At 39.3% G+C, this 26,706-nt stretch carries 19 protein-coding genes; 3 read left to right on the forward strand and 16 right to left on the reverse strand.

Annotated features, from left to right (window positions below; all coding sequences use genetic code 11):
* Window positions 1–549: 549 nt before the first annotated feature.
* Genes GNT69_RS12340 through GNT69_RS12355 form a run of 4 tightly spaced genes read right to left on the reverse strand, consistent with a single transcriptional unit; the run spans window position 550 to window position 8,316 of the window.
* Complete coding sequence (locus GNT69_RS12340) at window positions 550–5,013, reverse strand: coiled-coil domain-containing protein (protein ID WP_203555262.1); 4,464 nt, start codon at window positions 5,011–5,013, stop codon at window positions 550–552.
* Window positions 4,991–5,740 carry a DUF6063 family protein gene (locus tag GNT69_RS12345; protein ID WP_203555263.1) on the reverse strand — a complete coding sequence of 250 codons (750 nt, stop codon included), beginning with the start codon at window positions 5,738–5,740 and terminating at the stop codon, window positions 4,991–4,993. Before GNT69_RS12345 ends, GNT69_RS12340 begins: the two co-directional genes overlap by 23 nt.
* On the reverse strand, window positions 5,741–7,252 hold the full coding sequence (locus GNT69_RS12350; RefSeq protein WP_239094179.1) for a hypothetical protein: 1,512 nt from the start codon (window positions 7,250–7,252) through the stop codon (window positions 5,741–5,743). It abuts the gene before it with no gap.
* A complete protein-coding gene (locus GNT69_RS12355) occupies window positions 7,243–8,316 on the reverse strand; it encodes a Wadjet anti-phage system protein JetD domain-containing protein (protein WP_203555265.1) in 1,074 nt (357 codons plus the stop codon). Before GNT69_RS12355 ends, GNT69_RS12350 begins: the two co-directional genes overlap by 10 nt.
* A 323-nt stretch (window positions 8,317–8,639) precedes the next feature.
* On the opposite strand from GNT69_RS12355, the gene GNT69_RS12360 reads away from it, so the two are divergent.
* Window positions 8,640–8,822 carry a hypothetical protein gene (locus GNT69_RS12360; RefSeq protein ID WP_203555266.1) on the forward strand — a complete coding sequence of 61 codons (183 nt, stop codon included), beginning with the start codon at window positions 8,640–8,642 and terminating at the stop codon, window positions 8,820–8,822.
* A gap of 178 nt (window positions 8,823–9,000) precedes the next feature.
* On the opposite strand, the gene GNT69_RS12365 is transcribed toward GNT69_RS12360, so the two are convergent.
* From GNT69_RS12365 to GNT69_RS12400, 9 genes are all read right to left on the reverse strand, one after another.
* Window positions 9,001–9,588 (reverse strand): molecular chaperone TorD family protein, encoded by a 588-nt coding sequence (locus GNT69_RS12365; protein ID WP_203555267.1) that lies wholly within the window; start codon window positions 9,586–9,588, stop codon window positions 9,001–9,003.
* Window positions 9,589–9,605: 17 nt separating this feature from the next.
* Complete coding sequence (locus GNT69_RS12370) at window positions 9,606–12,704, reverse strand: molybdopterin-dependent oxidoreductase (RefSeq protein WP_203555268.1); 3,099 nt, start codon at window positions 12,702–12,704, stop codon at window positions 9,606–9,608.
* Complete coding sequence (gene nrfD / locus GNT69_RS12375) at window positions 12,704–13,993, reverse strand: NrfD/PsrC family molybdoenzyme membrane anchor subunit (protein WP_203555269.1); 1,290 nt, start codon at window positions 13,991–13,993, stop codon at window positions 12,704–12,706. The genes GNT69_RS12370 and nrfD overlap by 1 nt, the downstream gene beginning before the upstream one ends.
* A 12-nt stretch (window positions 13,994–14,005) precedes the next feature.
* Window positions 14,006–14,899: a 4Fe-4S dicluster domain-containing protein gene (locus GNT69_RS12380; RefSeq protein ID WP_203555270.1), complete on the reverse strand. Its 894-nt coding sequence runs from the start codon at window positions 14,897–14,899 to the stop codon at window positions 14,006–14,008.
* Window positions 14,900–14,918: 19 nt separating this feature from the next.
* Window positions 14,919–15,116: a twin-arginine translocase TatA/TatE family subunit gene (gene tatA / locus GNT69_RS12385; protein ID WP_203555271.1), complete on the reverse strand. Its 198-nt coding sequence runs from the start codon at window positions 15,114–15,116 to the stop codon at window positions 14,919–14,921.
* A gap of 390 nt (window positions 15,117–15,506) precedes the next feature.
* Entirely contained in the window at window positions 15,507–16,853 is a 1,347-nt protein-coding gene (locus tag GNT69_RS12390; protein WP_203555272.1) for a sigma-54-dependent transcriptional regulator, read from the reverse strand.
* On the reverse strand, window positions 16,832–18,703 hold the full coding sequence (locus GNT69_RS12395; RefSeq protein ID WP_239094180.1) for an ATP-binding protein: 1,872 nt from the start codon (window positions 18,701–18,703) through the stop codon (window positions 16,832–16,834). Before GNT69_RS12395 ends, GNT69_RS12390 begins: the two co-directional genes overlap by 22 nt.
* The gene (locus tag GNT69_RS25470; protein WP_239094181.1) at window positions 18,697–18,933 is read right to left on the reverse strand and encodes a hypothetical protein; all 237 of its coding nucleotides are present in this window, start codon (window positions 18,931–18,933) and stop codon (window positions 18,697–18,699) included. The genes GNT69_RS12395 and GNT69_RS25470 overlap by 7 nt, the downstream gene beginning before the upstream one ends.
* Window positions 18,930–19,934: an ABC transporter substrate-binding protein gene (locus GNT69_RS12400; protein ID WP_203555273.1), complete on the reverse strand. Its 1,005-nt coding sequence runs from the start codon at window positions 19,932–19,934 to the stop codon at window positions 18,930–18,932. The genes GNT69_RS25470 and GNT69_RS12400 overlap by 4 nt, the downstream gene beginning before the upstream one ends.
* Before the next feature lie 679 nt (window positions 19,935–20,613).
* Here GNT69_RS12400 and GNT69_RS12405 point away from each other — a divergent pair.
* Window positions 20,614–21,108, forward strand: a complete 495-nt coding sequence (locus tag GNT69_RS12405) for a fasciclin domain-containing protein (protein ID WP_203555274.1) — start codon at window positions 20,614–20,616, stop codon at window positions 21,106–21,108.
* Between the two features lie 138 nt (window positions 21,109–21,246).
* Here GNT69_RS12405 and GNT69_RS12410 read toward each other — a convergent pair whose 3' ends face one another.
* Window positions 21,247–21,879 (reverse strand): acetate uptake transporter, encoded by a 633-nt coding sequence (locus GNT69_RS12410; protein WP_203555275.1) that lies wholly within the window; start codon window positions 21,877–21,879, stop codon window positions 21,247–21,249.
* A gap of 1,280 nt (window positions 21,880–23,159) precedes the next feature.
* Between GNT69_RS12410 and GNT69_RS12415 the strand changes: the two genes are divergently transcribed.
* Entirely contained in the window at window positions 23,160–23,429 is a 270-nt protein-coding gene (locus GNT69_RS12415) for a hypothetical protein (protein WP_203555276.1), read from the forward strand.
* Window positions 23,430–23,549: 120 nt separating this feature from the next.
* Here GNT69_RS12415 and GNT69_RS12420 read toward each other — a convergent pair whose 3' ends face one another.
* The gene (locus GNT69_RS12420; RefSeq protein WP_203555277.1) at window positions 23,550–24,818 is read right to left on the reverse strand and encodes a mechanosensitive ion channel family protein; all 1,269 of its coding nucleotides are present in this window, start codon (window positions 24,816–24,818) and stop codon (window positions 23,550–23,552) included.
* 660 nt (window positions 24,819–25,478) lie between these two features.
* The gene (locus GNT69_RS12425) at window positions 25,479–26,669 is read right to left on the reverse strand and encodes an acyl-CoA dehydrogenase family protein (protein WP_203555278.1); all 1,191 of its coding nucleotides are present in this window, start codon (window positions 26,667–26,669) and stop codon (window positions 25,479–25,481) included.
* Window positions 26,670–26,706 lie beyond the last annotated feature (37 nt).

Consider the following 26,706-nt stretch of genomic DNA (forward strand, 5'->3'; position numbering starts at 1 on the left):
TTTACTCGATTGTTTTTCTTAGTTTTATACAGGGTGGATTGTCGATAAATAGGCTAAGTTTTTATTGCTAGTACTTGGATTAACGTAATTATAAGGCTCGTTTATTACTAGTACTTGGATTAAACCAATTTTTGGCCGTTTTTTATTGCTAGTACAGGGATTATATCGGCCTGCTGACCTCATTTTATTGCTAGTACTCGGATTAACCCTTCATTCTACAGCGTTTTATTACGAGTACTAGCAATATATCAACGAAATTTGGTGTTTTTAATCCGAGTACTTGGATTAAAAATCGCGTTACCAGCATTATCGCTCAAAAAACCTTCGGATCTCTTAGGCAAAAAGATCATAAATGACCTTTTCTGAAAAAACATACAATATTAGCTGTGCTTTTACGCAGTAGTCGGATTAAAAAATTGTTTACACTAGCTTTATCTTTAAAGTAATTCACAAGTCCGGAGACAAGACGTACTTTACACGGTTTAATTAAAACCTCCTTATCAAACTGATAAGGAGGTGCTTCATTTCGGTGAATGAACTTGCCCTTTTTTATGAAGTAACTTCCTCCCCCTGATAAATCCGAAATGCGGGAACAATCGTGTCACTTACAATTTCTTTGCCTTTTTCACGGATGAAGTCCAATTTGTAATACGCTTCAAAGCGTTGGCTGATTTCTGTTTTAACCAATTCTGGTGGTGTAACAATGATAAATTGGAATTTCAGTTTTTCCGCAACTGCAAAGATGGGGTCAAGAACATGGGCGGATGCCGCTTGTCCAAACGGATTGTCGACGACTAACGGAACCCAACTTTGATCGGTTTCACTTTTAACCGATAAGAGCATCATCATCATCACCATTCGGGCCGATAGTTTTTGCCCACCACTTCCATCTGATTTCGTTTTCGACCCTTGGTTAATCGTCTGCCATGTCGAATAATGCTCACGTTGGGGTTTTCCGTACATAAACGCATTATCGGTGCGCATGTTATAGACGAGCAACTCCGGATAACGATTGCGCAACGAAACAAATAAAATTTGCTCATCACTGATCAGTTGGTTGATTTCTTGATCCAACTCACGATTATTGTCATCCATTAGTTCAAAACGTTTTGTAATTTTGTTAATCGCTGAAACGAAATGCTGCTTCAATAACGGCTCCACATCTTCCGCTTTTTTCGGTAAAATGTCTTCTTTAAGCTGGACAAGCGGGAAAGTACCTCGTTCGTTTTTTAATTTCATCTTTGCTATCATTGAACGAATTGCCTCTGAAATGCCCATTACTTTCATGCTCGCACGGCTCGCCCAGAAGTTTTGCGCTTTTTCCGCGCGCTCTTTGTCGCGTTCTAATTGTTCTAAGCCACTTTGTGAAAAACGCTTCATGTTTTTCACGACAACTTGGATATGACTGTAATGCCTTGTATCCAAATGGTCAAGTGTCGTTAACACTTCATTTTTAAAGCGTATCTCCCAATCTTTTCCCTCAATCGTTAACTTTAAGTTCCGCAACGATTGTTCGATTTTCGCATGCTTTTCTTGCCCTTCTTCTTGGATGTTTTGATGCCCTTCACACCAAGCTAAAATACATTGCTTTCCTTGCGTTTTAAATTTCTCGACATCTTCTTCCGTAAACGCAGCGGCTTCTTCTTTGAGGATGACCGATAACGTTAATAGGTCTCCATCATAGCCAGTAATATTCGACTCTGTTTCTTTCTGGCGTTTTTCCGCGTCCTTTATTTCCTTTTTCGTCAGCTTCGTTTGGTCTTTAATTTCAACGTCTTTCACTTCTAAATCAAGGTCTTCCCATTCTTCAGGTTGCTTTTCATGCTTGACCACTTTTTTCGCCGCTTTGTCACGCTGTTCAATCGCATGTTTTAACGACGTTTCCGCGACTGTTACCGCCGTTCCTTTTTCGCGCTCTTCTTTCTCGGCTGCTCTCGATTCTTTTTGCGCCGTTTGCAGCATGTTTTCTAATATGCTTAACGGCTCCTCTCGTTCAGGAGCATCCTTCCATTCCTCGTTCAACCCATTCAATTTCTTCTCTAATTTCTTCTGCTGCTTCTGTTCCGATTCTTTCGTCGCTTGAATCGCCAGCAATTCGCTCGCTTGTTCTTCTTTGGACTTTTGCAGCTGTTTCAATTCCTCGATGCTTCCGTTAATATCTTCTAAAATAGAAGAAGATAAACGCGGCACTTCTTCTGAGAGCTCGCCCTTTCCGGAAAAAGGGAACGCAGCGTCTTCAATAAAGACCGCCATTTCATTGATCGTTTGCTCCGTTGAAAGCTTCCATTCCAAATACGTTTGATTCCACTTATCTTGTAAATTAACAGTCGTTTCGTGCTCATCGACGATTTCCTTCTGAGCGTGTACCAACGTTTCCTTTTGTTTTTCTTTCTCTTCTTTTACGCGTTTATTTTCTTGATGGAGCGACTTTTTCTCTTCGTATTCCGTTAACGTCTCGACATCTTTTGTGAGCTTTTCAATCTTTTCTTTTGTCTTCTCTACCTGCTCTTTCAGTTGTCGCTGGTTTTCTTTTTCTTTTTCCGTTTGAACGATGATTTCCTGCAACTTCGTTTTCTTTTCAAGCAAGCTTTCTTGTTCTTTGCTTAGCGCTTTGTCGATGTCACTCGCAAGCTCATTGGCTAGGAAGCGATCGATTTCTTTTAAAATTCGCCGGAAGGAGTTTTCCGTTTTTTCGATTTCAACGAGCGTCTCTTTCTTTTCTTCTAGTTGTTTCGAAAGCTTGATTTTCCAGTCGGTAAATTGATTTTTATCACTTAACAGCTCTTTCTCGGTTCCGTTCATCACTACAAACGGTACGAGGCTCGTTTCGTTCGCCATTTCCTCACGCATGAAAATTGGAACAGGGCTTTTGAACATTCTGCTTGATAACACTTGCTGATTGATTTTCTCCCACTGCTGGCGGCTAACGACTAACCCATATGGCAGAAGTGGATAGGCTGACAAATGACTGGCCAATTCTTCTCGTTTTAACGATTGAAGGAATTGCGTTCCGTAAAACACATCAATACCGGTCTTTTCATCAATCCACTCTTTTAATTCTTTCACATCTTTATTCGCAATCCAGAAATGTTCATCATTTAAGTCATAATCGATTTGCGTTTCCCACAGCTGTTTTTTCAGTTCTTCCGCTTGCTCGCGGTTTTGAACGAGCAGATCCTCGATTTGCAGCGCGTATTTTGAGAGCAACGCCTGAGTGAACGGTGCCGTCACCTCCGCTAATAACCCGTGAAGCTTATCAAGTAATTTCGCTTCTTTATTTTTTTGCTCTTCGCTTTTCTCGTTCAACTCGGCTACTTTTTCTTCGGAAAACTCAATCGATTGCACGAGTGTCCCATGAGTAGACGCAAGCTCGTTTTGCTTTTCATTCGATTTTTTATCATTGATTTCCAGCTCAGCTAATTTCGCGTTTTTGTCTTCAATCTGCTTGGATAGACTCTCGATAAACCCTTTTAAATCATACGTTAAACGGTCGCCAAATTCTTTGATCAGCTTTTCTTCCTGCGACTCAAACTCATGTATTTGCGTATATAGAAAATCTATTTCTGACTCAAACTGAGCAATTTCTTTTGTCTTTTTCTTATCCTGTTTCGATAGTTCAGTGGCTTTTTTCTTTAAAAACTTTTGATAACCCAAATATTGCTTCACACTGTCTTGAATCGCCACAGAAGCTACTTTCCACTGCTCGACCGCTTCTGTTTTGATTTCATCCATGCGTTGATTCACTTGCTCTAAGCCACTGTTTTGTTCCAACTTAGCGATTTGCTGGGACAACGCGCGAATGCTTTGCTCGCCTTCTTGCCATTCTTTTAATAACAGTTGAAACGCAAGCTCGTCTTTGCGGTTTTGTTTCTCAATCACCACTTCTTGCAAACCACTATGTTTCTTCTTTTCTTCTGCTAATTTCTTCTCCCAATCTAGCACTTCACGATGGGCTTTCGCATACTCAAGATTGTCTTTTTGATAGCGCAAATCAATTTGTTTTTCTGTTAATTTTTCAATTTCTTTTTCTAATGAAACCAATTTTTCCTCTTCCGTTTGTTTCAAATGTTCCAACGCACCAAGCAACTGCCGTCCAACCTTGATACTGTCTTCAACAATTTCTTTATGCTCTACACCCTTTGCAAGGTTCTCTTCAAACGGAACGATATCCTCTAAAAACTCTTTATGCGCTTGCTCGCGTTTTAACAGCACTGGCAAATCTTTCGCAATGCTCGCCTGACTTTTAAAAATTTCTACTAGGTCATTTTTCTGATGTTCGGTTCGAAGTAATACTTGACTCACCGTCGGAATGATTCTTTTTTGGAACAAAGAATGATCGTCTTCCGCGCCTTCAAAGTATTTGCCAACGCCACCTTCATCTTTGTTGATGTCTTTTAAAATTTCCCAATCTTTACGGTTAATTCCGTATGTATCAAGAATGCGATAATGCTTTTTCGTATCGCGGTAAACGTCGTAACCGTTCCATTTTAAATAGTCTTTCAAACTTTCTGTTTCTGCGACTTCGCCATTTTCATAGAGGGGAATATGCTCTAGCGAGACTTCTTCTTTCCCCGCAAATTCGCGTGTATAGAAGGTAATATTCGGGACAATTTTCGCTTCCTGTTCCAACGTGTTGTTTTCCGTGCCAATTTCTTCATTCATCGAAATGCGCTGCTCTGCTGAAAACATTCCGCCTGTCACCAAATGACGATGATCGGCTCCGTCCAATTCCCATTGAATCAGCACATGAAACGTATAAGGAATAAACTGCTCCTTATTGTTAAAAAAGAATTGCTGATAATAGCGATTGTTTTGCTTTCCCCATGCGGTTCCTGGTTTGAGAATTTGGAAGATGGTTTGCAAGAATACGCCTTTCCCCCCGCCATTCATCATCGAAATGAGCCCATTTGTGCTCGTCTCCTCATCATGGAAGTTGAACGTCGTGTCCTTATATTGCTTCTGCATGCCATCATATTTCAGGCCAACAATTCTAATTCGATGAATCTTCGGCATGCTCCTCATCCTCCTCTGTTGAAATTAAGTTCTTAAACATTTCATAACGGTCATAATCGTGATATAAATAGTCAATCCGCTCAAACAATTCTTGTTTCGGAATCGCCTTCGGAATGTCATCCCGATCTAAAATGACGATTAGCCCTTCACTTTCTAATAACCGCATACTACTAGCAATCAACCCAATTCGCGTTCGGCGATTCGCTTTTCTTGCTCCGTAATCATCGGTGTCGACTTCCATGTACTTCCAAGTGGTGACCACTTCTTTCATATCGATTTTCTCGTTTTCACCGAAAGTTGGTTGATTTTTAAGAATGCTATCCCAATTCATAATCACATCATTCACTTGCCGTTCAAGTGCGTAATAGCTAATGCCTTCCCGCTTCGTACGGATTCTTGCCGCTTGGTTGCGATCGATGCTCGCTAAAAACGACATCATCACGACGCTCATTAAATGAAAGTGTTTTTTCGTTTCCACTTGTTTATGCTTGTCTTTCATATGGGTAAAATTCGTCGCAAACACAGATCCCGTCGGCTGAACGACCAATTGAATTCGTTTCGGCGATTCAATAATATACGTACCAGATTCGTCCGCTAATAAAAGCACCGTCTGTCTCACTTCCGGTTCAAAATAAGTCTGAAAGTGTTCGCTATTTTCGTCGATGACTTTCTCTTTTAAGAGCGTAAAATAGACCGCGGATGCTTTTTTAATTGTTTCTGCACTCACTTATTTCTCCTCCTGTACACAGATCTTAAACGGGGTGATTTTCATTCGATACCAGAGGAAAGGCTCTGCCCGGTGGTCAAACTTCGTATATATTTTCGCGCCTTCAAACACTTGAAATTGCGGATATTCATGCATCAGTTTGTAAAGAAGAATTTCCCGCTCATCACTCAATGTTTCTTCTTGTCGATGCAACACTTGGATTTTCAATGGTTTTTTATCAAACATCATCCATAGATCAATCGTCTCCGATTCCTCAAACCATAAATCCTGGACCTCCAATGGCATGCTTGCTAAGTCTGCTAATGAAAACTCGCCGTACGTCTGGATGTACTGAAACACATAACTCCATGCTTTGACGACAGAATCCCAGTTCGTGACGCGCTGGTAGGTAATGCTTTCTTCTGTCTCTTCTTCAACGATCACATCGGTTATTTGTTTTTCATCATATTCCTGTTCACCCCAAACCCAATCTAACGGCAAAATAAATTCATTCTTCGGGGAAAAGATTGGCCCGAGAACCTTTTCGACAAGCTTAAAAGACGTTACGCCTTCCTTCATGAACCAGTTTTCATAAAGATGTTCACGAAACGAAACCAAGCTCGTTTCCCAAAACAGCGATGGGTTTTCGGCTTTTAGCTTCATTTCATAAGAAATATTTTGAATCACGAGTTTCGCGAAACGGTCATGCAGCGCCCTAGTATGACCAATCTTTTCTTGAAGCAGCATCAATTCCTTTTGAATCCCATCGTCTTCTTCGTTTCTTCGTTTCGTTTTTTCAATCATCGAGCTAATCGTGCGAAAATGATTCTTTTCTTCCTCGAATTGCTTCTCAATTTCCACCCGATTGTCCGCTCGTTGCATTTCCTCTTCAATTAATAAAATTTTGGGATTGTTGACCATTTCCTTTTGAAAGGAGAATTCTTTTGCCATTAAGCGGTTCACACGTGAAATGAGGTGATCGAGGTTTCGAGTCGCTTTGCGAAAATTACCGTTCTTAATTAACTGCATACTGTACAATTGTTCAATCGTAATCGAGAATTCCTCCGCCATTTCTCGACTCATAAAAATCATTTCTTGCGAGACATCGGTCAGTTTGTACACAATCGACCCGCCCATCTCAAGATTGGTATATAGCTCATCCATCGTGACATAGCGAAACGTTTGCGTCTCCCATGATTGCCTAATTTCATCGTAATATAAGGTTTCAAACGGTTTCGTATACTCTTCTTTCCCTTGATATAAAAGTCCACTCGTAATCCGGTCGATTTGCTTGTCGTCGGCAAGCAGCTTCATTTGTTTGATCGAATCTTCGACGATATATTTAATATCGGATTTGCGCCGTTGGTCATCATCATTTAATTCACGATAAAAAATGGTAAGGAGCACCTGCATGAGAATCGTTTGGAGATGAGGCTTCAACTCGCCAACTTCCATCCCTCTCCCAAGCTCAAACAATGGATTCAATCGTTGCATTCGCTGGGCGAAGCCTTCCCATGACTCGTTCACATCCATCGCCTCCATGTTTCGATTGTTAGCACTTCTTGGGGGATTCGCTTATTTTCCTGCCATAACTGCATCAATTGTTTTTGCTCATCTTCCGTAAACCATTGAAAAAAAGCATCACGGTATTTTTCATTCTGTGTTTGTCCACTCTTCTGGTCATTTTTTTGCTGGTGACATTCAAGCATTTTGCGATAAATTTTCAAGGCCGGCTGAATGCAGCAATCCGGATATTTTTCCAACAAACGAATGACAATCCCGTATCCGGCGGCATCAAGGTCTCCTGCATAATAGAAAAGATAGTTTTTCGGTGGAAACATTCGAAAGAAAAATGAAAAACTCCGTTCAATTTTCGTTCCTTCCCCATAAATAATCAGTTCCGGTTCATAATCCAGTTGATTATTTTCCAATAACTGAATGGAGGTATGAAAGAATGATAGATTTTCAACGATTAACACGCGCTGAACATCTTTAATTTCTTTCCCTTGTTTCAACCAAAACACAAACGGCTCACCGAGGTTAACGATTTTCAATTGCTCTTCCGAAACGCCAATCCGTGTTAAAAAGCTTCTGCCTTCCGGGAATTGATCGCTGTCTAGTAAAAACTTTTCATGCCCAAAAAGCTCCAAACTTCTTTCTTCTAAAGAGACGATTTCCCGTTCCTCACTCGTTTTAAGGAAGTTATATACATTGTGGATTCGATTCCATTCGTGTTCCGTTTGCCATTCAGGATGATTTTCATAATAAGTAAAATCAAACAGATCACTTAGCTTCATCATCTCAAGCCGATCCCATTTGCTTTCCTGAACCTTAATATTCACCCAATAATAGAGTGGCAAAGCCGGATTTCTTCCATTATATTGATTGTTTTGTATCGGAGTCAGTACCCCATCGTCTTCCAACCTCTCAATCGCCTGGCAAAACAACGAATACCCATCCATATCAAAATAATCATCCATCAGCCTGCGCAGCTGCAGTTCTACATCGTTTATGTTTATTTTCTTTTTTTGTTTTGGGTGTTGGATATCAGCAATAAAGCCTCTTACCCGTGTTTCAATGATGTTTATTTTACTCACCTACTTGCTTTTTACTAGCTTAGTATTGTTATAGGATAAGACTCCTGATAACAAAATTCGACATCTTTTTATTATAAACTATGATGGGGGGATTTGGGGGAAGGAAATTTCGTGAAGCATGGGGACGTACCTTATGCTTCCTTTTCTAAATCGATCATTAACTTTCCCGTTGAAATAAAAATATTCCAAAGAAGCGAAGGGTACGTCACTATGCTTCCTTTGCTTCCCCATCCATTTAGTAGGTCTCACAAAAATGGTTTCACCTATGAATAAGAGGGTAAATAAAAAACTAGGGAATCTTTAACGCCAAAGGAGAGGATGGAATGGATAACAAAACGAAACAAAAAAAAGCTAAACTACAGATTAAGGTTAAAAATGCTAACAATAGCTCCATGGCACAGAATTTAGATGAATTAAAAAAGCTCGGGAAAGAAATGGATAACGCGAAAACAGAAACCGAATTAGTAAAAGAAGGAAATCTTATTCCCGATCCAAAGCAATCGTAGACCTAAGAAACTCCCATTCAAATGGAAGGAGGCTTATACCATGCAGGTATAAGCCTCTTTATATTTCAATTTTCGTTTCAGTCATTAGGGGATGAAGGTGTTTACTATCTTAAAGGGAGAAATTCTTTATTTAAACTCAATAGCAAAAACCGGGCAAAAGCTGCCCGGTTCTTTTTGGTTAAAGTCTATCCAATTCCCCGATTACTTCGAAATAATAGCTGATAAATTGACGTAGGAATGGATGGTGAATTTTGCTTTCAGCTGCGTCTTTGATTTCGTTCTTCAGCGGCAGAATATAATCGCAAACAATCTTTTTTTCTAATTGATACAATTGCTCATCCAATATTGAATTGTTTTCTTGCAGGGCTTTGATTCTTTCTTGTTGAAGTGCACTAATAAAAGCAGTTATACATCCTAGATGATCAGGGTACAACTCCTGCTCCAATGGGAAATAAAACCCTACTTTTTCATAAGTTCCGATTAAGCAAAGGAGATTCTCCTTTCGTTCTTCTACATTCACACGATTGAGTTTATAAGACGAAAAATACGGAGAAACAAAATATTCACCAGGAATTAGAAAATGATTTTCATGCCATAATTGGACTAAATCCCGATTGTATTCTGAATGAAACGGAAAGCTTTCCCTTAAACCAGCGTCCATTTGGTGAAAAATCTCTTCGTAACGATCCCAATCCCCCAACCAAACACTTGCTAAAATATTCGTTAACGCCAGTTTTCCATAGAGTTCTTCCTGCATCACCTTCATGACCATCACCTTTATGTTTAGATTTTTTCAATGTCGACAAAAACATCTTGCTGCGCCGGCCCACCAATCAACAGGTCTGCTAAAAATCCCTCAAAATAACTGTCATCTTTATCAGCTAAAGCATTGACAGAGAACCCTTGTCCTCTTCCACGTGTATATCCTGACTCTTCATGCATTGGTGTATTTGTATCAAAAGGCAGGTGCCCATATTTCTCTGTTGGCTTGACCACTTTCCCATCAATCTTTTCTTCACTTGAGCCATAGGCGTAGTGACCAAAACTGAAGTTTGCGCCGATGACACCAGGTTTGATTCCCGGAGTCACAAGGACTCGAGCTTTTTCTTTTGTACTATTCGATGTGATATAGACAAAATCATCCGTTTTTATTCCTTTTCTCTTTGCATCTAGTGGATTGACCCATAAATAGTTTTCATCCCGCACTTCGCGAAGCCAAGCATTGCTTTCATTTCGGTGTGTACCCATATTCCTAGATTTCCAGTTAATAAACTGAAATGGTAGATTTGGCTGATAAACTTCTCCATTATACTTGCGAATTTCATCCGCAATCGCTACCCCTTCGAAAAATTTTCCATTATAAGCACTCTTGAAGCCCGCTGCCTTTTCATCATAAAAGTGTACAAGGTTTGCCCACTGGTACTTAATATGAGGGCCAACATGTTCGTCTCCTTGAACTTCGTAGCGACCGCCTCGATTCAATACGTAAACAACCTTTTTCCATTCTTCCGGTTTGACTGCTTCTTTAAGTTTTTTAAGTTCAAAATATTTACCTAACGCTAATGTTCTTGCTTTCTCAAAAATAGCTAACTCTTCGGCATTGGCATCCTTTACAGGTGTTGGTCCGTCAAAAGCAATATTTGCAATCATTTTAAGATAATAATCTTCCGGACTATGAATCGAAGATCCATCTGCTAACGCATTATCTCCAACTCCCGGAAGTCCCATTCCCTTTAATAAATCAATATAAACTTGTTCCGTTTGGCGGGCATTTGGAACTACACGAGTAACCGGCTGGATAACACTGGCAAACTTATATTTTAAGATCGGGAAGATCGCCTCTGTATTCCAACTTTCTAAATACGATAAATCTGGCAAAATATAATCGGCGTATTTAGTTGATTCGCCAATGACAATATCAGAAGAGACGACAAGTTCCACCACGTTCGGATCCTGCAAAAATTTCTTCTGCATCTCTGAACGCGGACCTGACATAATCGGAGACGTTCGGTTCATAATGATCGCTCTGATTTTATATGGGTAGCCTTCTGCTGAACTCGGAAGGACATCGTGAATCAGTTTGTTTCCTAACGGATACCACGGGCGTTTGGCCGGATAGCCGTCCTTTTCATACAAGGTTGTCTTTTCATACGGTGTCTTATGACGCGTAACTGGGATTCCCCAAGCTTTATTTGGATTCGGCACCGAAACCAAATCATAACGGCCTTCTGCTTGTTTATATTTCGCACCAAGAGCCGTATCTCCGCCTACCCAATCATGATTTCCGACTAAATGATTCAGCATATTAATCGCTCGTCCAGAATAATACCCATTCGTATGCATCGCCGGACCACGGTAAGAGTGAATCCCGACTTTTTTTCCATGGGAAGTAAACTCTTTTGCGATTTGAATGATAATTTCGGTGCTGACATCACATATCTTTGCATACTCTTCTAACGACTTTTCCAGCGCTTTTTCTTTAAAAATCGTAAAGGTCGATTTCACTTGAAGCCCATTGATTGTCGTATCCACCTCTAAATCCCCAGTTTCGGCCTTTATATGAGGAACGGGTTGGCCATTCTCAAGGACAACAAACTGATCATCCCCAAGTCCTAAATCTTTTGCGCGTAAAAACGGTCTTTTTGGATCACCGACATTTACTAAATAAGTGGCGTCACTCCATGTTGGTTCATTATCTGCCTCTGCCGCTTCTTTATTTGGATTGCGCAAATAGGTTTCATCGTAACGATGATTTTCAATAATCCACCTACACATCGCCATTGCAAGCGCACCATCACCACCCGGTTTTACCGGCACCCACAAATCTGCTTTTTCAGCTGTCTTACTATAGCGCGGATCTATGACCACCATTTTCATACCACGATCAATCGCATTCGTAATTTGCGGCGCAAACGTCGTTGGCCCTCGATTGGCCGTCACTGGATTTGTTCCCCACACTAAAACGTACTCAACCTTTTCATAATCCGGAATCATCCGTTTTTTCTGCTTCTTTGTATCGAAGGAGCGAACATTTCCCATTACACTAGTGATGCCACAATACCCGCCATGGTCATAGAAATTTGCCGTTCCTAAACTATTGTTGGCAAGCTGTTCAATAAAATCACGTCGATGCCCAGCCATAATCGCAATTTGATTCGCTTTTGGTCCTAAGTCTGGATGATTGGTATCAATTAAGACGTCTTGATATTTTTCGTCAAATACGGATTTCTCCATTTCCCCTGCCATAACTTTATCCCAATCAATCATCACCTCGTCTTCCGAGACATATTTCCATATCTCTTTCAGTCCAGGAGTTTTTAAATCACTGCTGCCTTCTAAAATTTCCTGATACGCTTCCTCCCAAGTGATGCTCTTCCAAACTCCGCTGCCTCGTTCGCCGACCCGCTTTAATGGCTGTTGAACACGGAAAGTATCATACGCTGTTTGAATGCCAGCTTGGCCTTTTAAGCAAGTTCGTCCACCGCGGAGTCCCCGCCCACCTCTTGCAAGATCTCCTGTTCCTTTAACAGCTTGTTCAAGTGGAGTGTCGTAACTGATATGTCCATAGGGCACCATATTAATTGGGCTGTACTGATTGCCCGCGATCTTGCGCACAATCGATGTATAGGCGCCACCTGCGCTGCCAGCTACAATGTAAGCCTTGATTGTACAAGTTGAGTTACATTGCTGACAAGAAGTGAAAATGACATTTTCTGCCGTATAATCCTGATAATCCGTTCCAATCCCATGTGGGTCATCCGTCCAAACTCCACCCATCACCTGTTTAACTGGGCCAACAAAAGCAGGGCCGACAAGGGCAACCGCTCCAATGGTTCCAAGGGCTTTTAAAAAACCACGTCGTTTCATTGTTTTATTTTCCATCACTGTTTCACCTCTTCAGAAGTTTCTTCAACTGGTAGTAGAAGTTCGCCAAAAGAATAGATTAGTAGTCCCATTGATACAACACCGATGCTAACCATCCATTCTTTTATCGTTGGAAAATAATCTCCCCAAGGTAGCTCATGAAAAACAGGCACAATCAGGGACGGTAAGACGATATTAAAGCGAACCGCGATAATCCCAATTACGATACAGATGGCTGCGACTAAAAGAGCATTGATATTTTGACTCGTTTTCTTCCAAAATACGATTGTGATCGGTACTACCGCACCTAGGAACATCTGGACACCCCAGAAGGACCAGGCCATTTTACTGGCCAACATTGTCCGTAATGTATCTAGATGTTCTGCTTCAAGACCGTACCAACTCGTCAAGTATTCATAAAACTGCAGCCCGAGGTCAATGATGAGGAATGCAACCATCATTTTTGACAATGAAACAACCATTTTATGGTCGATTGGCTTCTTTTGTACCTTTCTTTTAATTACATACATGGCTAAAAGGAGGGCAGTACCAGAGACCATCGCTGAGACAACGAAAATGATCGGGAATATTGCTGTATTCCATGCAGGTCGTGCTTTAACGAGGGCAAAAATCGTTCCTGTTCCACCATGAACCCCTAAAATCGCTATTGGTATCCCGATTGTCCCAAGAATTTTCATCCATTTATGGTCTCGATGCTTTGTTTCCTCGTTTATAGTTGAAGTTTTAAAGATTAATAGTCTGGCAACTTTTCCTTTTAACGTGTTTGTTCTTGCGGCGCGGACCAAATCTTCTCGCATTGCTACATACAATTCCACTGTAAGGAGGGCAATATAGACAAGATAGAAATGTACTTCCCAAGCAAGCGGGGAGGTGACATTCCAATAAATAATCGCGTTCATCATTCGTTCTGGTCGTCCAAGATCCATTAATACAAAGGTAAGCGCGACAATCATACAAACAATCGCCGTGAACAGTGCTGCTTTTCCGATACGTTCATACTCTTCCATTCCGAATACATAAATCAATGTCGAGAGCAGGAATGAACCGGCACTTAGACCAACGAAGAAAATATAAAAAGCTATCCATGCTCCCCATGGGGTAATACTAGAAAGATTGGTGGCAGCTAAGCCAGTAATGAATCTTTCTACGATGAAATAACCACCAATGAGAAAGGTTACTGTAAGGAAGGCTATCCAGACTTTAAAGGATGTTGAGATATTGTCCTTGATGGAGCTTTTCGAATTGCTCTTGGATTCCTTGTCTACATTTAACGCAATATTTGACATAGGTATTCACTCCTATCTTAAGTAAATTACGCTTGGTTGAGTACCAAGCTCTTCCTTCAGGCGGAAAGCCCTTGGACTTGCAGCAAGCTTCGAAACAACACTATTTGGGTCATTGATATCGCCGAAAAAACGGGCATCACCAATGCACGTTTCGACGCAGGCAGGTTCTTCGCCTCTTTGCAAGCGATGAAAACAGAAACTGCATTTCCGTACCGTACCGATTGGTGTCTTTCCATCTTTTCTTCCCCCGCGTTCTACGCCGTATTCAGGACTTGTGACATCATTGCAGCCTTGCATTTCTTGTTCATATGAATCTCCAAAATCAAAGGAACGAGCTCCATATGGGCAAGCCACAATACAGTAACGACAGCCAATACAACGATCATTATCGATTGCAACAATTCCATTTTCCATTTTATAGGTTGCCCGAGTAGGGCAGACCTGGACGCATGCTGGCTTGTCACATTGCATGCATGGTCTAGGGAGGTTAACCGCTTTTATATTTGGAAAATCCCCCTCAAGTGACTCCATCACGACATTATAGGAAATACCTGGAGGTGTTCGATTTTCCGCTTTACAGGAAACCGTACAAGTATCACAGCCAACGCATTTTTTTAAGTCGATGACCATGACCCATTTAGGTCCAGTACTGTTTTGCTTTATTTCAGGTCCATCGGCAGCGTAATAACGACCGAATTCCTTTGTAAGGGAAGAGGAATAGATATTATGGAATTCTTCAATCTTTAAACTGCCGTTAATGACCTTTCTGGCATCATAGGCCATGTTTAAGCCTAACTTTCTGTCATATTGAGATTGATTTAATTCTTTGTCATGATCTGGAAGGTTGGTGTCTACTATTCTGTCATAATCCTTTGGTTTCATTTCCCATTTTGAAAATAACCCCATTCTTATCACCTCATTTTGCTTATTTTTCTTTATTCATTTCTTTATGGTCTTCAAACTCTTCGGTAAGCTCGCTTGTCAGTTCTTTTGTTGACTTTTTAAATTCTTTTAAGGTTTGGCCGAAAGCTCTCCCGATTTCAGGCAGTTTTTTAGGCCCGAAAATAATCAAGGCGAGAGTTAGGATTAAAATCAAGCCTGGAATACCGATATTAGAAAGCATGTTTATCCACTCCTATTCTTTTGTTTTATCCTTTGCTTATAGATAATGCAGGAAGTGTGCCAACTTTTTCCCAAGGAGCGATTTTCAGAAAAAAGGGAAGAAATGAAGGGGAAATCCGTTGTTTTACCAACGGATTTGGAAATTATGAAAGGTTTGTGAACAAAAAACACACCCGAAGAAACGAAACGCACATCTGTCCCAACGATTAGATTTCTGCCAATTTGTCATAGTTCAACGATTGACTGGTATGTCATTTTGTCATGAAATCTATTCTCATGACAATTTGGCATAGTATGATTTTTACAAAAGAGAATTTGCCTTTCTTAAAAACATGAGTGAAAAAATCTTCACGGCATTTTAGGCATAAAAATAGCTGCCAGATGTAGGCAGCTATTCCTTTAAATGATAATTCTCAATTTTACGATACAGATTCCGGACACTGATTCCTAATATTTCAGCGGCTTTTGTTTTATTCCAATTCGTTTGTTTTAACACTTTTTCAATATGTGCTTTCTCAAGCTCCTCTAAGGAACAAGTTGTACTTTGAGCTGGTTCCTGATTCGGTATATGGACTTCTTTATCTGTATGTGGTAACAAAAGGTCTTCCTTGTGGATAACGTCTCCTTTTGATAGGAGAATGCACCGTTCAATAATATGACTCAACTCGCGGATGTTCCCCGGAAAAGAATAGTTATTAAGCGTTTGAAGTGCATCAGCGGAAAGAGTCTTTCCCGTAGCTTTCGATTTTTCAATAAAGAAGCGAATTAAAGCAGGAAGGTCTTCTTTCCTTTCCCTAAGTGGTGGAACCGTGAGTTTAACGACATTTAAGCGATAATAAAGGTCCTCGCGAAAACGCCCTTCAGCGACCTCCTTTTCCATATCGCGATTCGTCGCAGTAACGATACGAACAGAAATATGCTTTTCGCGTAAATCGCCGATGCGACGAAATTCACCAGTTTCAAGAAATCGCAGCAATTTCACTTGAAGCGAAAGTGGCATCTCTCCAAGTTCATCAAGAAATAACGTTCCGCCTTTGGCTGCCTCAACAAGGCCCTTTTTATCCTGAATGGCTCCTGTAAAGGAACCGCGAACATGTCCAAATATTTCACTTTCCAATAATTGTTCAGGTAGGGCACCTGAATTAATCGGAACAAATGGCTCTTCCTTGCGACAACTCCAAAAATGCAGCGCTTTGGCAATCAACTCTTTCCCTGTTCCACTCTCCCCTTCGATTAAAACAGGAACATTACTGTCAGCAATTTTTTTCGTCATCCAGAGCAATTCCTTAAGCTTCTCACTCTCACCGATGATGTCAAATTCATTTTGACGCGCGATGATTTTTTTCATGCTATCGTTTTTTTCTTTTAATATTTTATTCTCGAAAGCTTTATTAATCGTAAGCTCCAGTTCAGATAAATTATAAGGTTTGGTAATATAGTCAAACGCCCCCACTTTCATCGCTTCTATCGCCGTATCAATGGTTCCATGTCCCGTTAGAATTAGAATCTCAGCATCTGGCTGCAGTTTTTTCGTCTCTTTTAATAACGTAATTCCATCCATTTTTGGAAGGCGAATATCATAAATCGCAACGTCATAATCTACGGTTTTCACCAATTCAAGCGCTTCTTCTGCTGTACCTGCACTATCAACATCATAGCCCTTACGCTTAAGACGCCTAACAAGTAGTTCAAGTAAATCTTTCTCATCATCCACGATTAAGAGCTTTGTTGCCCCCATCTTTTCTCCTCCTTAATTTGAATTTGTATCGTCACACTTGTTCCCTCTCCAAGTTGGCTTTCAATCTCCATACTGCCTCCGAATTGCTCAATAATTCCATAACAAACAGACAGTCCCAAACCAGTTCCTTTACCTACCGGTTTTGTTGTATAAAATGGATCTAGTATTTTTGGAAGGATTTCTTTTGGAATGCCAGAGCCCGTGTCTTTCACAATAAATGTTAAGAGGCCCCTATCAGCTGTGGCCGTAATGGTTAAAGTGTCGCCTGCATCCATGGCATCAATGGCATTATTAATGAGATTAACGAATACCTGCATTAGTTTTAAACTATCTCCTGCTAGTGCTGGCAACTCCGAATCAATCTTTAGGTTGAGTTGAATCCCTTTACTATTTAAAGTATGGTCCACTAGACTAATACTATTTTGAATCGTCTCGTTTAAGTTGATATGATCTACTGTCCAAATGGATTTCCGTGAGAAATTTAATAAATTCGTTGTGATCTTTTTGCACCTCTCTGTATTCGCAACAATCTTCTCTAAGTAGTTCCTTACTTCTTCCTCATCTAAATCCTGATCATTCATTTGAAAGCGATCATACAAATCTTCGGCGTATACATTAATCGTTGTTAACGGATTATTTACTTCATGGGCAAAACTTGATGCCATCATCCCTAAAGCAGATAACTTATCCGTTTGAATTATTTTTTCTTCCATTTCCTTTTGTTCGGTTATGTCATCAATCATAAGAAGAAATTCCCCTTCTCCTGCAATCGAATGAGTTAGCGGAAACACACGATGCTGGAAAATCCGTTCTTCTCCATTTTCATCGCGTAATGTCGTAATCTTATTGGCATAGCCTTCCTTTAAGTTAGGACATGTAATCGGACAATCTTGACAAGGAGAATAATGTCGACCAATAAATTGATAACATGGCAGCTGGATTTCCTCTTGCTGCACCCATTTTTTTAAAGTTGGATTCATCCATGTAACCATATATTGACTCGTTACAAGGGCAAGACCTGATCCTATCCCTTCGACGACTACTTTTAATCGCTCTTTCTCTATTTCAAGCAAACGAGACTTTTGCTGTAATTGCTCCGTCATCTGATTAAAAGAATCTGCCAGTTTCCCCATCTCATCCTTCCGATTCAATTTAATCGGTTCTATCTTTGCACCCAATATAAATTTTTTGATGGTAGCATCTAGCATGATAATAGGTTTTGTGAAATAGAGGCCAGCATAGATACTAATGAAACTAATAATCAATGTAGTTACTACTACAGCCATAATTCCAGTTTGAAACATTTTATTGACTGGTGCATAAGCGGTTTGTCTAGGCTGTTCCATGACCAATGTCCAATTTAAATCCTTCATCTTCGTTTTTACCTGAAGCACGCCTTCCACGCTAACGGTTGAATCTTTTTGCCACAGCTTACTATAATCCTGGTGAGCGATCACTCGATCATTTTGGTCAATAAGATAAAGATACGCGGAGTCGTCCTGTCTTAAAGACGAGATCTTTCCAACGATTTTCTGTAATTGTATTACGACCCCGACCCCTAGTCTCGTATCACCCGTTTGATACGGAATCGCTAGCTTCATAATCGGCTGTCCGAATAAATTAAACTCTACATCCCCATAGATTTGGTCTGCTGTTTGAAATTCATACCACATATCATCGGTAAACCATGCTTCTTGATGATCTGGAAGATTTAAGCGGATCCGCGAAATACGTTTCTTGACCAAACCTTGATTATCGGTGACCACTACTTCTTCGATAAAATTATTCTGCAGCAATAATCCATAAAATCCTTTATCCTCCTCTAGGAAGTTCCCTAATGCAGTCAACATTTGAATTTGCTGCAAAGTTTGATTAATTCTAATTGAATTTCATTCGATAGATTCTTTGTCATCAGCTGCTGTTTTTCAATAATTCTATTCTCTAAGTCTGCTTTGCTTTGTGTATAATAATAGAAACTCATCAATAAAAGGGGAATTGTTGACATGACAACTCCAAAGATAAGAACCTTGCTTCTTATCGATTGGCGGTTGATCCACTTATTGAAAAATAAATTTCTCATCGCTCCTCCCCTTCTGCCGCTTCTTCGATAAATTCCGCTATAGATAACAAGTCTTGATTAATCACGCTGTTATACCGCTCTACTACTTGCTTATTTACAATAAACCTTAATCTATCTGGTAGCTCTACAGGGAGCTCGCTAGGTGAGTTCCCTTGAATGATTGAACTGACAAATCTCGCCGCTTGATATCCCTGGTCAAAAAAACTAGTCCCATAGCTTGCAGCATAACCGCTTTTTACTTCATTCTCATATAGTCCCATTACTGGCAGCCTATATTGATTGGAGAACTGAACAATTTCCTCTGTTAATGATTCAATATAATAACTAGGTAAGATAAATAAGGCATCATGCGTTTTTATTTGTTTCTCGATCAATTCTCGGTAAGCAGGGTTGGTGGCATCAACCGGAATTACCTCAATATGTAATTGCTGAGCTGCTTTTAACGATAGCTCTAAGCTGCGTTTGCTAGCTTCCACACTTTGGTCATAAACAGCAAAGACTCTCTCTAAGTTTGGAATAAGGGCCTGAAACAACTCCAATCTTTTTCCTGAGAGGGAAGTATGAAAATTATTAATTCCGGTGAAATAATTTCCTGGTGAGCGATGATCAGCAATAATTCCTATTTCCTGAGGGTCAGCGATCCCAGCAAACACGACTGGGAGTTCTAAATTCACTTCCGCCAATTTTTTCTGCAATTGAATGGTTTCAATCCCACCTAATGTGACGATTAAATCGACTTCTTCGCTTAGAATTTCGTCTATATGATTGTTTAAGACATCAATATCATCGACGGCGTCCTTTACAATAAACGTAAAATCCTCATCTTTATACCCTAACTCTGCTAAACCTTCTTGTAAGCCTAGATACTTTTCTTGGCGACTTTCTCCTGCGCTCAAAACACCAATTTTATAAGTAGCGTTCTTTTCAATACTAATTAAGTTAATAATGACAATCGAGACTGTAATAATGGTTAAAAAGAACAAATACCACTTAGTTTTCATCTCATACAGTCCTCCCTATTTTTAAGGTTCCACTTCAACTATAACCTATAAAATTACGATACTTATCTTATAAAAAGGATATTTTTTGAACCTCTTCATCAGATTTCCCTTATAGAGGGCCCTAATTCACTTGTAGCCTTTCATGAGTATAAAAAATAGTCCGGAAAGTAGGTCTTCAGTAATTTTAGAAATTACTGGACATTCCCAAACTCTAGTCGTTCAACACTTGAGTATTTGGTAGTCCCCCAGTGAAGTAATGCGTTACTTCGGCGGGGGACTGACCCAATGGCCTCAAAAGACAGATCCTCTATATCACTTCGCTCAATAATCAATTTGGGGTTGACTTCAAAACGGATATCCTGTTTTAGAGAAAGGTCATAAATAGTTTCAGATTTGCTTTGAACGGCTGACCAAATCGTGTCAAAATTCAATGTGTTCGAATTGACCAGTTTCGTTCCCTGTATTCGAGGGATTATAATTATAGGAACTGTTATATCCATATCCTCCCTTATACGTTGGTGTAATTTCATTTAAAATATATACCAAATTATCCCAGTAAACATAGTATGTAACTTTTTCTCCCATTTACTAAAATTTAGTTTAAGTTATGGATAAAAACATCAAATAAACGAATAATAGTTTTTGGAATTTAAAATGTGAAAAGTAGGAGGATTTGTTAATGAAAAAAAGAAAGTTGGCAGTAATTTTGTTCATGTTGATGATGGTCATGTCATTTTCGAGTGGAGTTTTTGCAGCAGAAAATCCAGGGGCAAAAAAGGATATCGTCGATACAGCGATAGCATCTGGAGACTTTACTGTATTAGCAGCTGCCCTTGAAAAAGCTGGATTGGTCGAAACGCTGAAAGGTGAAGGACCCTTTACTGTATTCGCTCCAACAGATAAGGCGTTTAAAGAATTATTGAAGGATTTAAATATCACAACGGAACAATTATTAGCTAGAAGAGACCTGAAGGATATTCTTCTTCACCATGTTGTGCCTGGCAAGGTAATGTCAGCCGACCTGAAAGAGGGAATGAAGGCAACAACGTTAGCTAAAAAGGATGTCACCATTTCACTTAATCCAATTAAAGTGAACAATGCAACTGTCGTTAAACCAGACATCGAAGCAACAAACGGTGTCATCCATGTTATTGATACAGTTTTATTGCCATAAATAATCTTACGAGAGGTAGTTAAGGAACTGATTAGAAAAGGGAAGCATGGGGACGTACCCTTAGCTTCCTCTAATGTCATAATTTCTATAGATTCAAAAAGAAGCACAGGGTACGCCCCTATGCTTCCAATAGACTAACTAACTAACTATTTTTTTTGATTTAAGGTCATTTACTTGACGCTCTTTAACTTTAATTTCACCAATTGGTAAAATGGTTTTTCCATATACTTCATTTAGCACTTGTGCCATAGCCGCATAGATAGCTGTAAAACCACAAAGAATCCCTTCATATCCAGCAATCGTTAAAATCAAGCTAGAGCCTGTGAAATTTCCAATTGCCAATAAGAAAAATAGAATCGTAAGTGTTCCAAAAACAACTTGAAGGGCTTTGTTAATACGCAAAGTTCCAATAAACATGAATAACGTGAAAAGTCCCCACATAAACAGATAAGCGGCCATTGATAAAGAACCGGCTGCTTCACCATAACCCATTAATGGAATCATGTTTAATGCTACCAATGATAACCAGAAAAAACCATAGGACGTAAAGGCTGTTGTTCCAAATGTATTGTTTTTCTTAAATTCCATGATGCCCGCAATAACTTGTGCTAATCCACCATAAAATATTCCCATTCCTAAAATCATTGCATCCAATTCAAAAAAACCTGCATTATGAATGTTCAGCAAGATGGTTGTCATCCCAAATCCCATTAAACCTAGTGGAGCAGGGTTTGCTGTTATTTCTTTGATGTTTGTAACTGTCTTGTCCAATATATTCACTCCAAATTGATATACTTATGTTAACACACTAAGTTAGTATAGGACCGCGATACTGGCATGTCAACTGTCCCTTTTTTCAAATAATGCTGAAAGTTGCACGTTTTCTAATTGGGTTCCGTGCCTTGGAAGCATAGGGACGTACCTTATGCTTCCTTTTCTAAATAGACCATTAACTTTCCCCTTGAAATAGAAATATTCCAAAGAAGCGAAGGGTACGTCCCTATGCTTCCCCCTTTGTTTGTTAAACGTAGCAATTTCTCCTAACGGGTTCGGTTTTCGAATACAAAAACTAAATTAGCACATCAATTAGTAGTCCTATTCGCATCTGAATTAGACTGCTTCTTTTTTGTTGATATATATGGGATTTAATAAAATGAACGGTATATCCGCCCTGAATTTCGAACCCCTTTTTATCATGGTGACATAAGTTTTTGTCAGCATGAAAATTCGCATGCTAATGGTTATGCCAATTGGTGTGCTAAAAATAATATTTAACTACCAGGGAGTGGGTGTTGATGTCTGAGAGGCGGATAAATGAAGCAGACATTCTTTCTTATCCTTAACTGAGTAACCAGTGATCGTTTTAATAAGGGGAGGTTTTCCGGTTAAATGTAGAATAGAGCTCGATTCGGGGGATATAAGCGGAGATTTTCCGGTTAAGCAAAGCAAAATGGTCCATTTTCATGTTTTTTGATTAAATAGGCGGAATCTCTCCGTCTATTTAATCTATTTTTCGTGCTTTTTCTTCATTAAGAGGAATTTGTCCGTTTATTTTTCAAACTATGCTGTACCCCTCTTCTAAGTTCGTGAGGATCCGCTCTTTAATGGGTGGGGTGGAGCGCAGATATCAAAATCTTAGTTTGTCATGTAGATGGATAAATTAATAGCTTATTTCCTGGCGATTCTTGGAGATTTGGAAATCACTTAACCTGGTGCATAAAAAATGCTTGGAGCAAATGTCTCCAAGCATTTTTCTTTACTGATTTACTTGCCAAATTGCTTTTAAATTCTAGTCCGAATTACTATACTAAAAGCAATGTTCATTCGTATGTTGTACTTCAAATCCGAACCCGTTAAATTTCTCCTCTACGTTTTTAAAAAAGCATTCAGTAATATCCCCAAAATCTAGAACTTACCTCTTTCAATATAAATGTACTAGTATTGCCTGCAAATAGAAACGATCATACTAGGTTTAATCGATATATAAGCGGGTATTTATAAGGTAAAGCTGGACATGATATTCTCCAAAAATCGAAGGAGGAACTTCGAAAATGAAACAAGTCTTAAGAATAAGCTCAGTACTAGCAGCAGGCATTGGCACAACAGCTGCCATTTGGTTATCGAATAAACCGAACCGCATGAAAGCTAAAAATGTACTTAACAAATGGAAAAAGAAGGTTAATCCAGATGGATCAACAATAAAAGACAGATTTCCTATTGAAAAGGGAGGCAATCCCGAACCAGATAATATAGAAGATAACAACATGGTCAGTGAAGGTGGAATATATTCAGTAAAATTTTATAATGAGAAAATGCAATAAGGAGAACATGCAATAAGGAGAACATGCAATAAGGAGAAAAGTTGAGAATGGATGTTCACCCAATAAACAAAACCGACTGTGTAATTTAGAACAGTCGGTTTTGTTTCGGAGATTGATTATTTAATAGCTACTTTCACCAACCAAGGCTTTGTTGCTCGATTCTTCTGCCATGGTTCTTAAATCAGCCCCAGATGGGTTCTGGAATACTCTAAGTCCAAACTCTGGTGCAACGGCAAATAGATGGTCAAAGATATCAGATTGCACAGATTCATACACTGCCCACTGTACGGAATTTGTAAACACATAAATTTCCAGAGGCAACCCGTGTTCACTAGGTTCTAGCTGTCTAACCATTAAGGTCATATTCTGATTGATTCCATCGTGATTTTTCAGGTAATTGCTGATATACGCCCTAAAAACACCGATATTGGTAAGGGCCCTGCCATTGACAGGATTATTTCGATCTATTTGATTTTTGGCATTGTACTCAGTAATTTCCCTTTCCTTTTGAATAATGTAGTCTGAAAGGTACTGAACTTTTATAAATTTCTCAATCATTTCCTCGGTGCAAAACGTGATACTGCTCGTATCTATATACAAAGAGCGCTTGATTCGTCGGCCGCCTGAGCTTTCCATCCCTCTCCAGTTTATAAATGAATCGGAAATAAGGGCGTAGCTTGGGATCATCGTAATCGTTTTGTCAAAATTTTGAACCTGTACGGTATTTAAAGAAATATCAATCACGTCACCATCTGCTCCATATTTTGGCATTTCAATCCAGTCACCAACCCGAACCATATCATTGCCTGTCAACTGAATTCCTGCCACTAGTCCTAATAACGAATCCTTAAATACTAACATCAAAACGGCCGAGAGAGCACCAAGCCCACTTAATAGAATAAGAGGACTCTTACCTATTAGATTTGAAATCACTAAGATGATTCCTATAGTCATGATGATAATGTTAACCACCTGAATATATCCTTTAATCGGCTTAACCTTGGATATTTCAAAGGTTTGATAAATATCATTCAGTGCATTTAGTAAACTTTGAATAAACACTAACCCTACAACGATGGTATAGGCAATGGCCAATTTCTCAATAATAGATTGATAGCTTGGAAAAGTTGAAGCTAATGAATAAATAATAATCGCAGGAACCATATGGGATAACTTTCGAAAAACTTTTCTTTCCAAAAGAATATTCCCCCACTCGACTTTGGCGTTTTTAACGATACGAGTGATGATCCTAATCACGATTTTCTTTGAAATAAAATTTGCTACAATACAGATAAGCCCGATTAGCAGAATCTTGATAATAACCGAAAGATATTCTACTAAACTAGGATCTAGTTCCATATCCAGAAGTAGACTATTAATGAATTGCATTTGTTCTCCTCCGTTTTATTTTGTATCATAAGCAACTTTACGGGTAAACGATATAAACTGTCAATTCCTACTTTATCAATATTGAAAAAATGGGGCCTTAGCCCCCCGGGGGAAGCATGGGGACGTACCTTATGCTTCCTTTTCTAAATAGACCATTAACTTTCTCCTTGAAATATCAGTATGCTCTTTACGCACCAAATAAAGGGAGTATATACCTACGGGAGAAGATTTAACTTTTGCTAAACGGTTCATCGAATGAAATAATCTTGACCGGGGGATTTAACGAGTTGATGCCTGTCGAAGCGAACAAGGGGAGCTTTTATTAGTGAATTAGAAGATTTAAATCCCTATCTTTACTTATTAGAATTATTTGACATACAATATTTCTTTTCTCTTGTGTTGTAAGTGGGGAAATAGATTGATGTTTTAGATGTGCTTCATCAAGCAGTTGGATAACATTAGATATTAATCGCTCCGTTATCATAACTTCCCTCCTCTAAAGATTAAAATCTAGTTCAACAAATAAGGAAAACAATAGGATAGCTTTGGAGATCAACTGCTCATAAAAGGCCGATTGGTTCAACTAATAATCAATCAGTGTGGAATGAGGAAAACCCACACTGATTAAGTATTACTTTATAAACGCGATACTTAGGGAAATCAGCCCCAACCAATTCCTTCAAAGCCATATAAATTACGACCATACGTATATAGTGCATCCTCATATAAAGATGTTGTATGTGTAGCTACCGCAATAATGTCTCGTACAGTTACTTCAATTATGTCATTCTTTTTTAGAGATGAGCCACCTAGTGAAACCATTACTGTTGTAGCGATATCCTGACAAATTTTAACGATTTCTGCACGGATAGCAGCAAACTCTCCCTTTTCGTAAGGACCTTCTGTTTCATATGTTTCTAGTAAATTGTAATATTGTTCCAATAAACCATCAGCTTTTTTATATTCCAGCATAAGATGAGCTAGAAGTCGCTGACTACGTGGAGAATCTTTTTCGCTTTCTCCATGAATACGCACCCGAGCTTCCGTTCTCTTATTAAATTCATCAATTAAACGTTTGGCTCCACCTAATGTGATATTCGGGAATCCAAGATAAAATGCAGAGAAGTATGGCACATGATAATATGGATATTCTGGATCATAATTAGAACCTGCCGGTGGGCGACGTGTATCATTCGCAACTTCAAGTCTTACAATACGACTACGTGGGATAAACACATCTGTTGCTACGACTTGGTTACTACCTGTACCACGCAAACCAAATGTATCCCAGTTTTCATTTACTTGTACTTCATCTTTACGCATGAAGGCCATTATAAATTCCGGTCGATCTGATTCAGGTAATTGTGCAATTGCCCCTAAACCAATCCACTCAGCAAAGTTAACCCCGCTTGCATAGTTATAAGTACCAGTTATCCGAATGCCACCATCTACTACAGTTACTTGTCCAATAGGTGCAAAAACATCTGCAATTAAGCCATCGGAATTTACAATTTCGTCTCTACCTTCTTGTGGAAGGTGTGCTGGTAAACTATTGTGTAATGGGTAGAAATAACCTACCCACGCTGCTGATATATTATGATACGAAATTGTGCGTACAATTTCTCCAAAGCCACGTAATGAGATTTGTGGACCACCGTATTCTTTCGGAAGAATTGTGCGTGTAATGCCTGCAACAATCAACTTATTTACAAATTTTTGAGAAACAGAGGCATTTAGTTCTGAAGCTGCTAATTCTGTTTCTGCTAGTTGACCTGCTTCCCTTGCTTTTTCAATAAGCAATAGCTCAACTTCTGTAAACCCTTTAAATTTATGCTTTGTTTCAACTGACATTTATAACCCTCCCATTTTATGTTTTACTATATTTTGA

Source organism: Bacillus sp. B15-48, assembly GCF_016879755.1.
Classification (GTDB): Bacteria; Bacillota; Bacilli; order Bacillales; family Cytobacillaceae; genus Mesobacillus_B.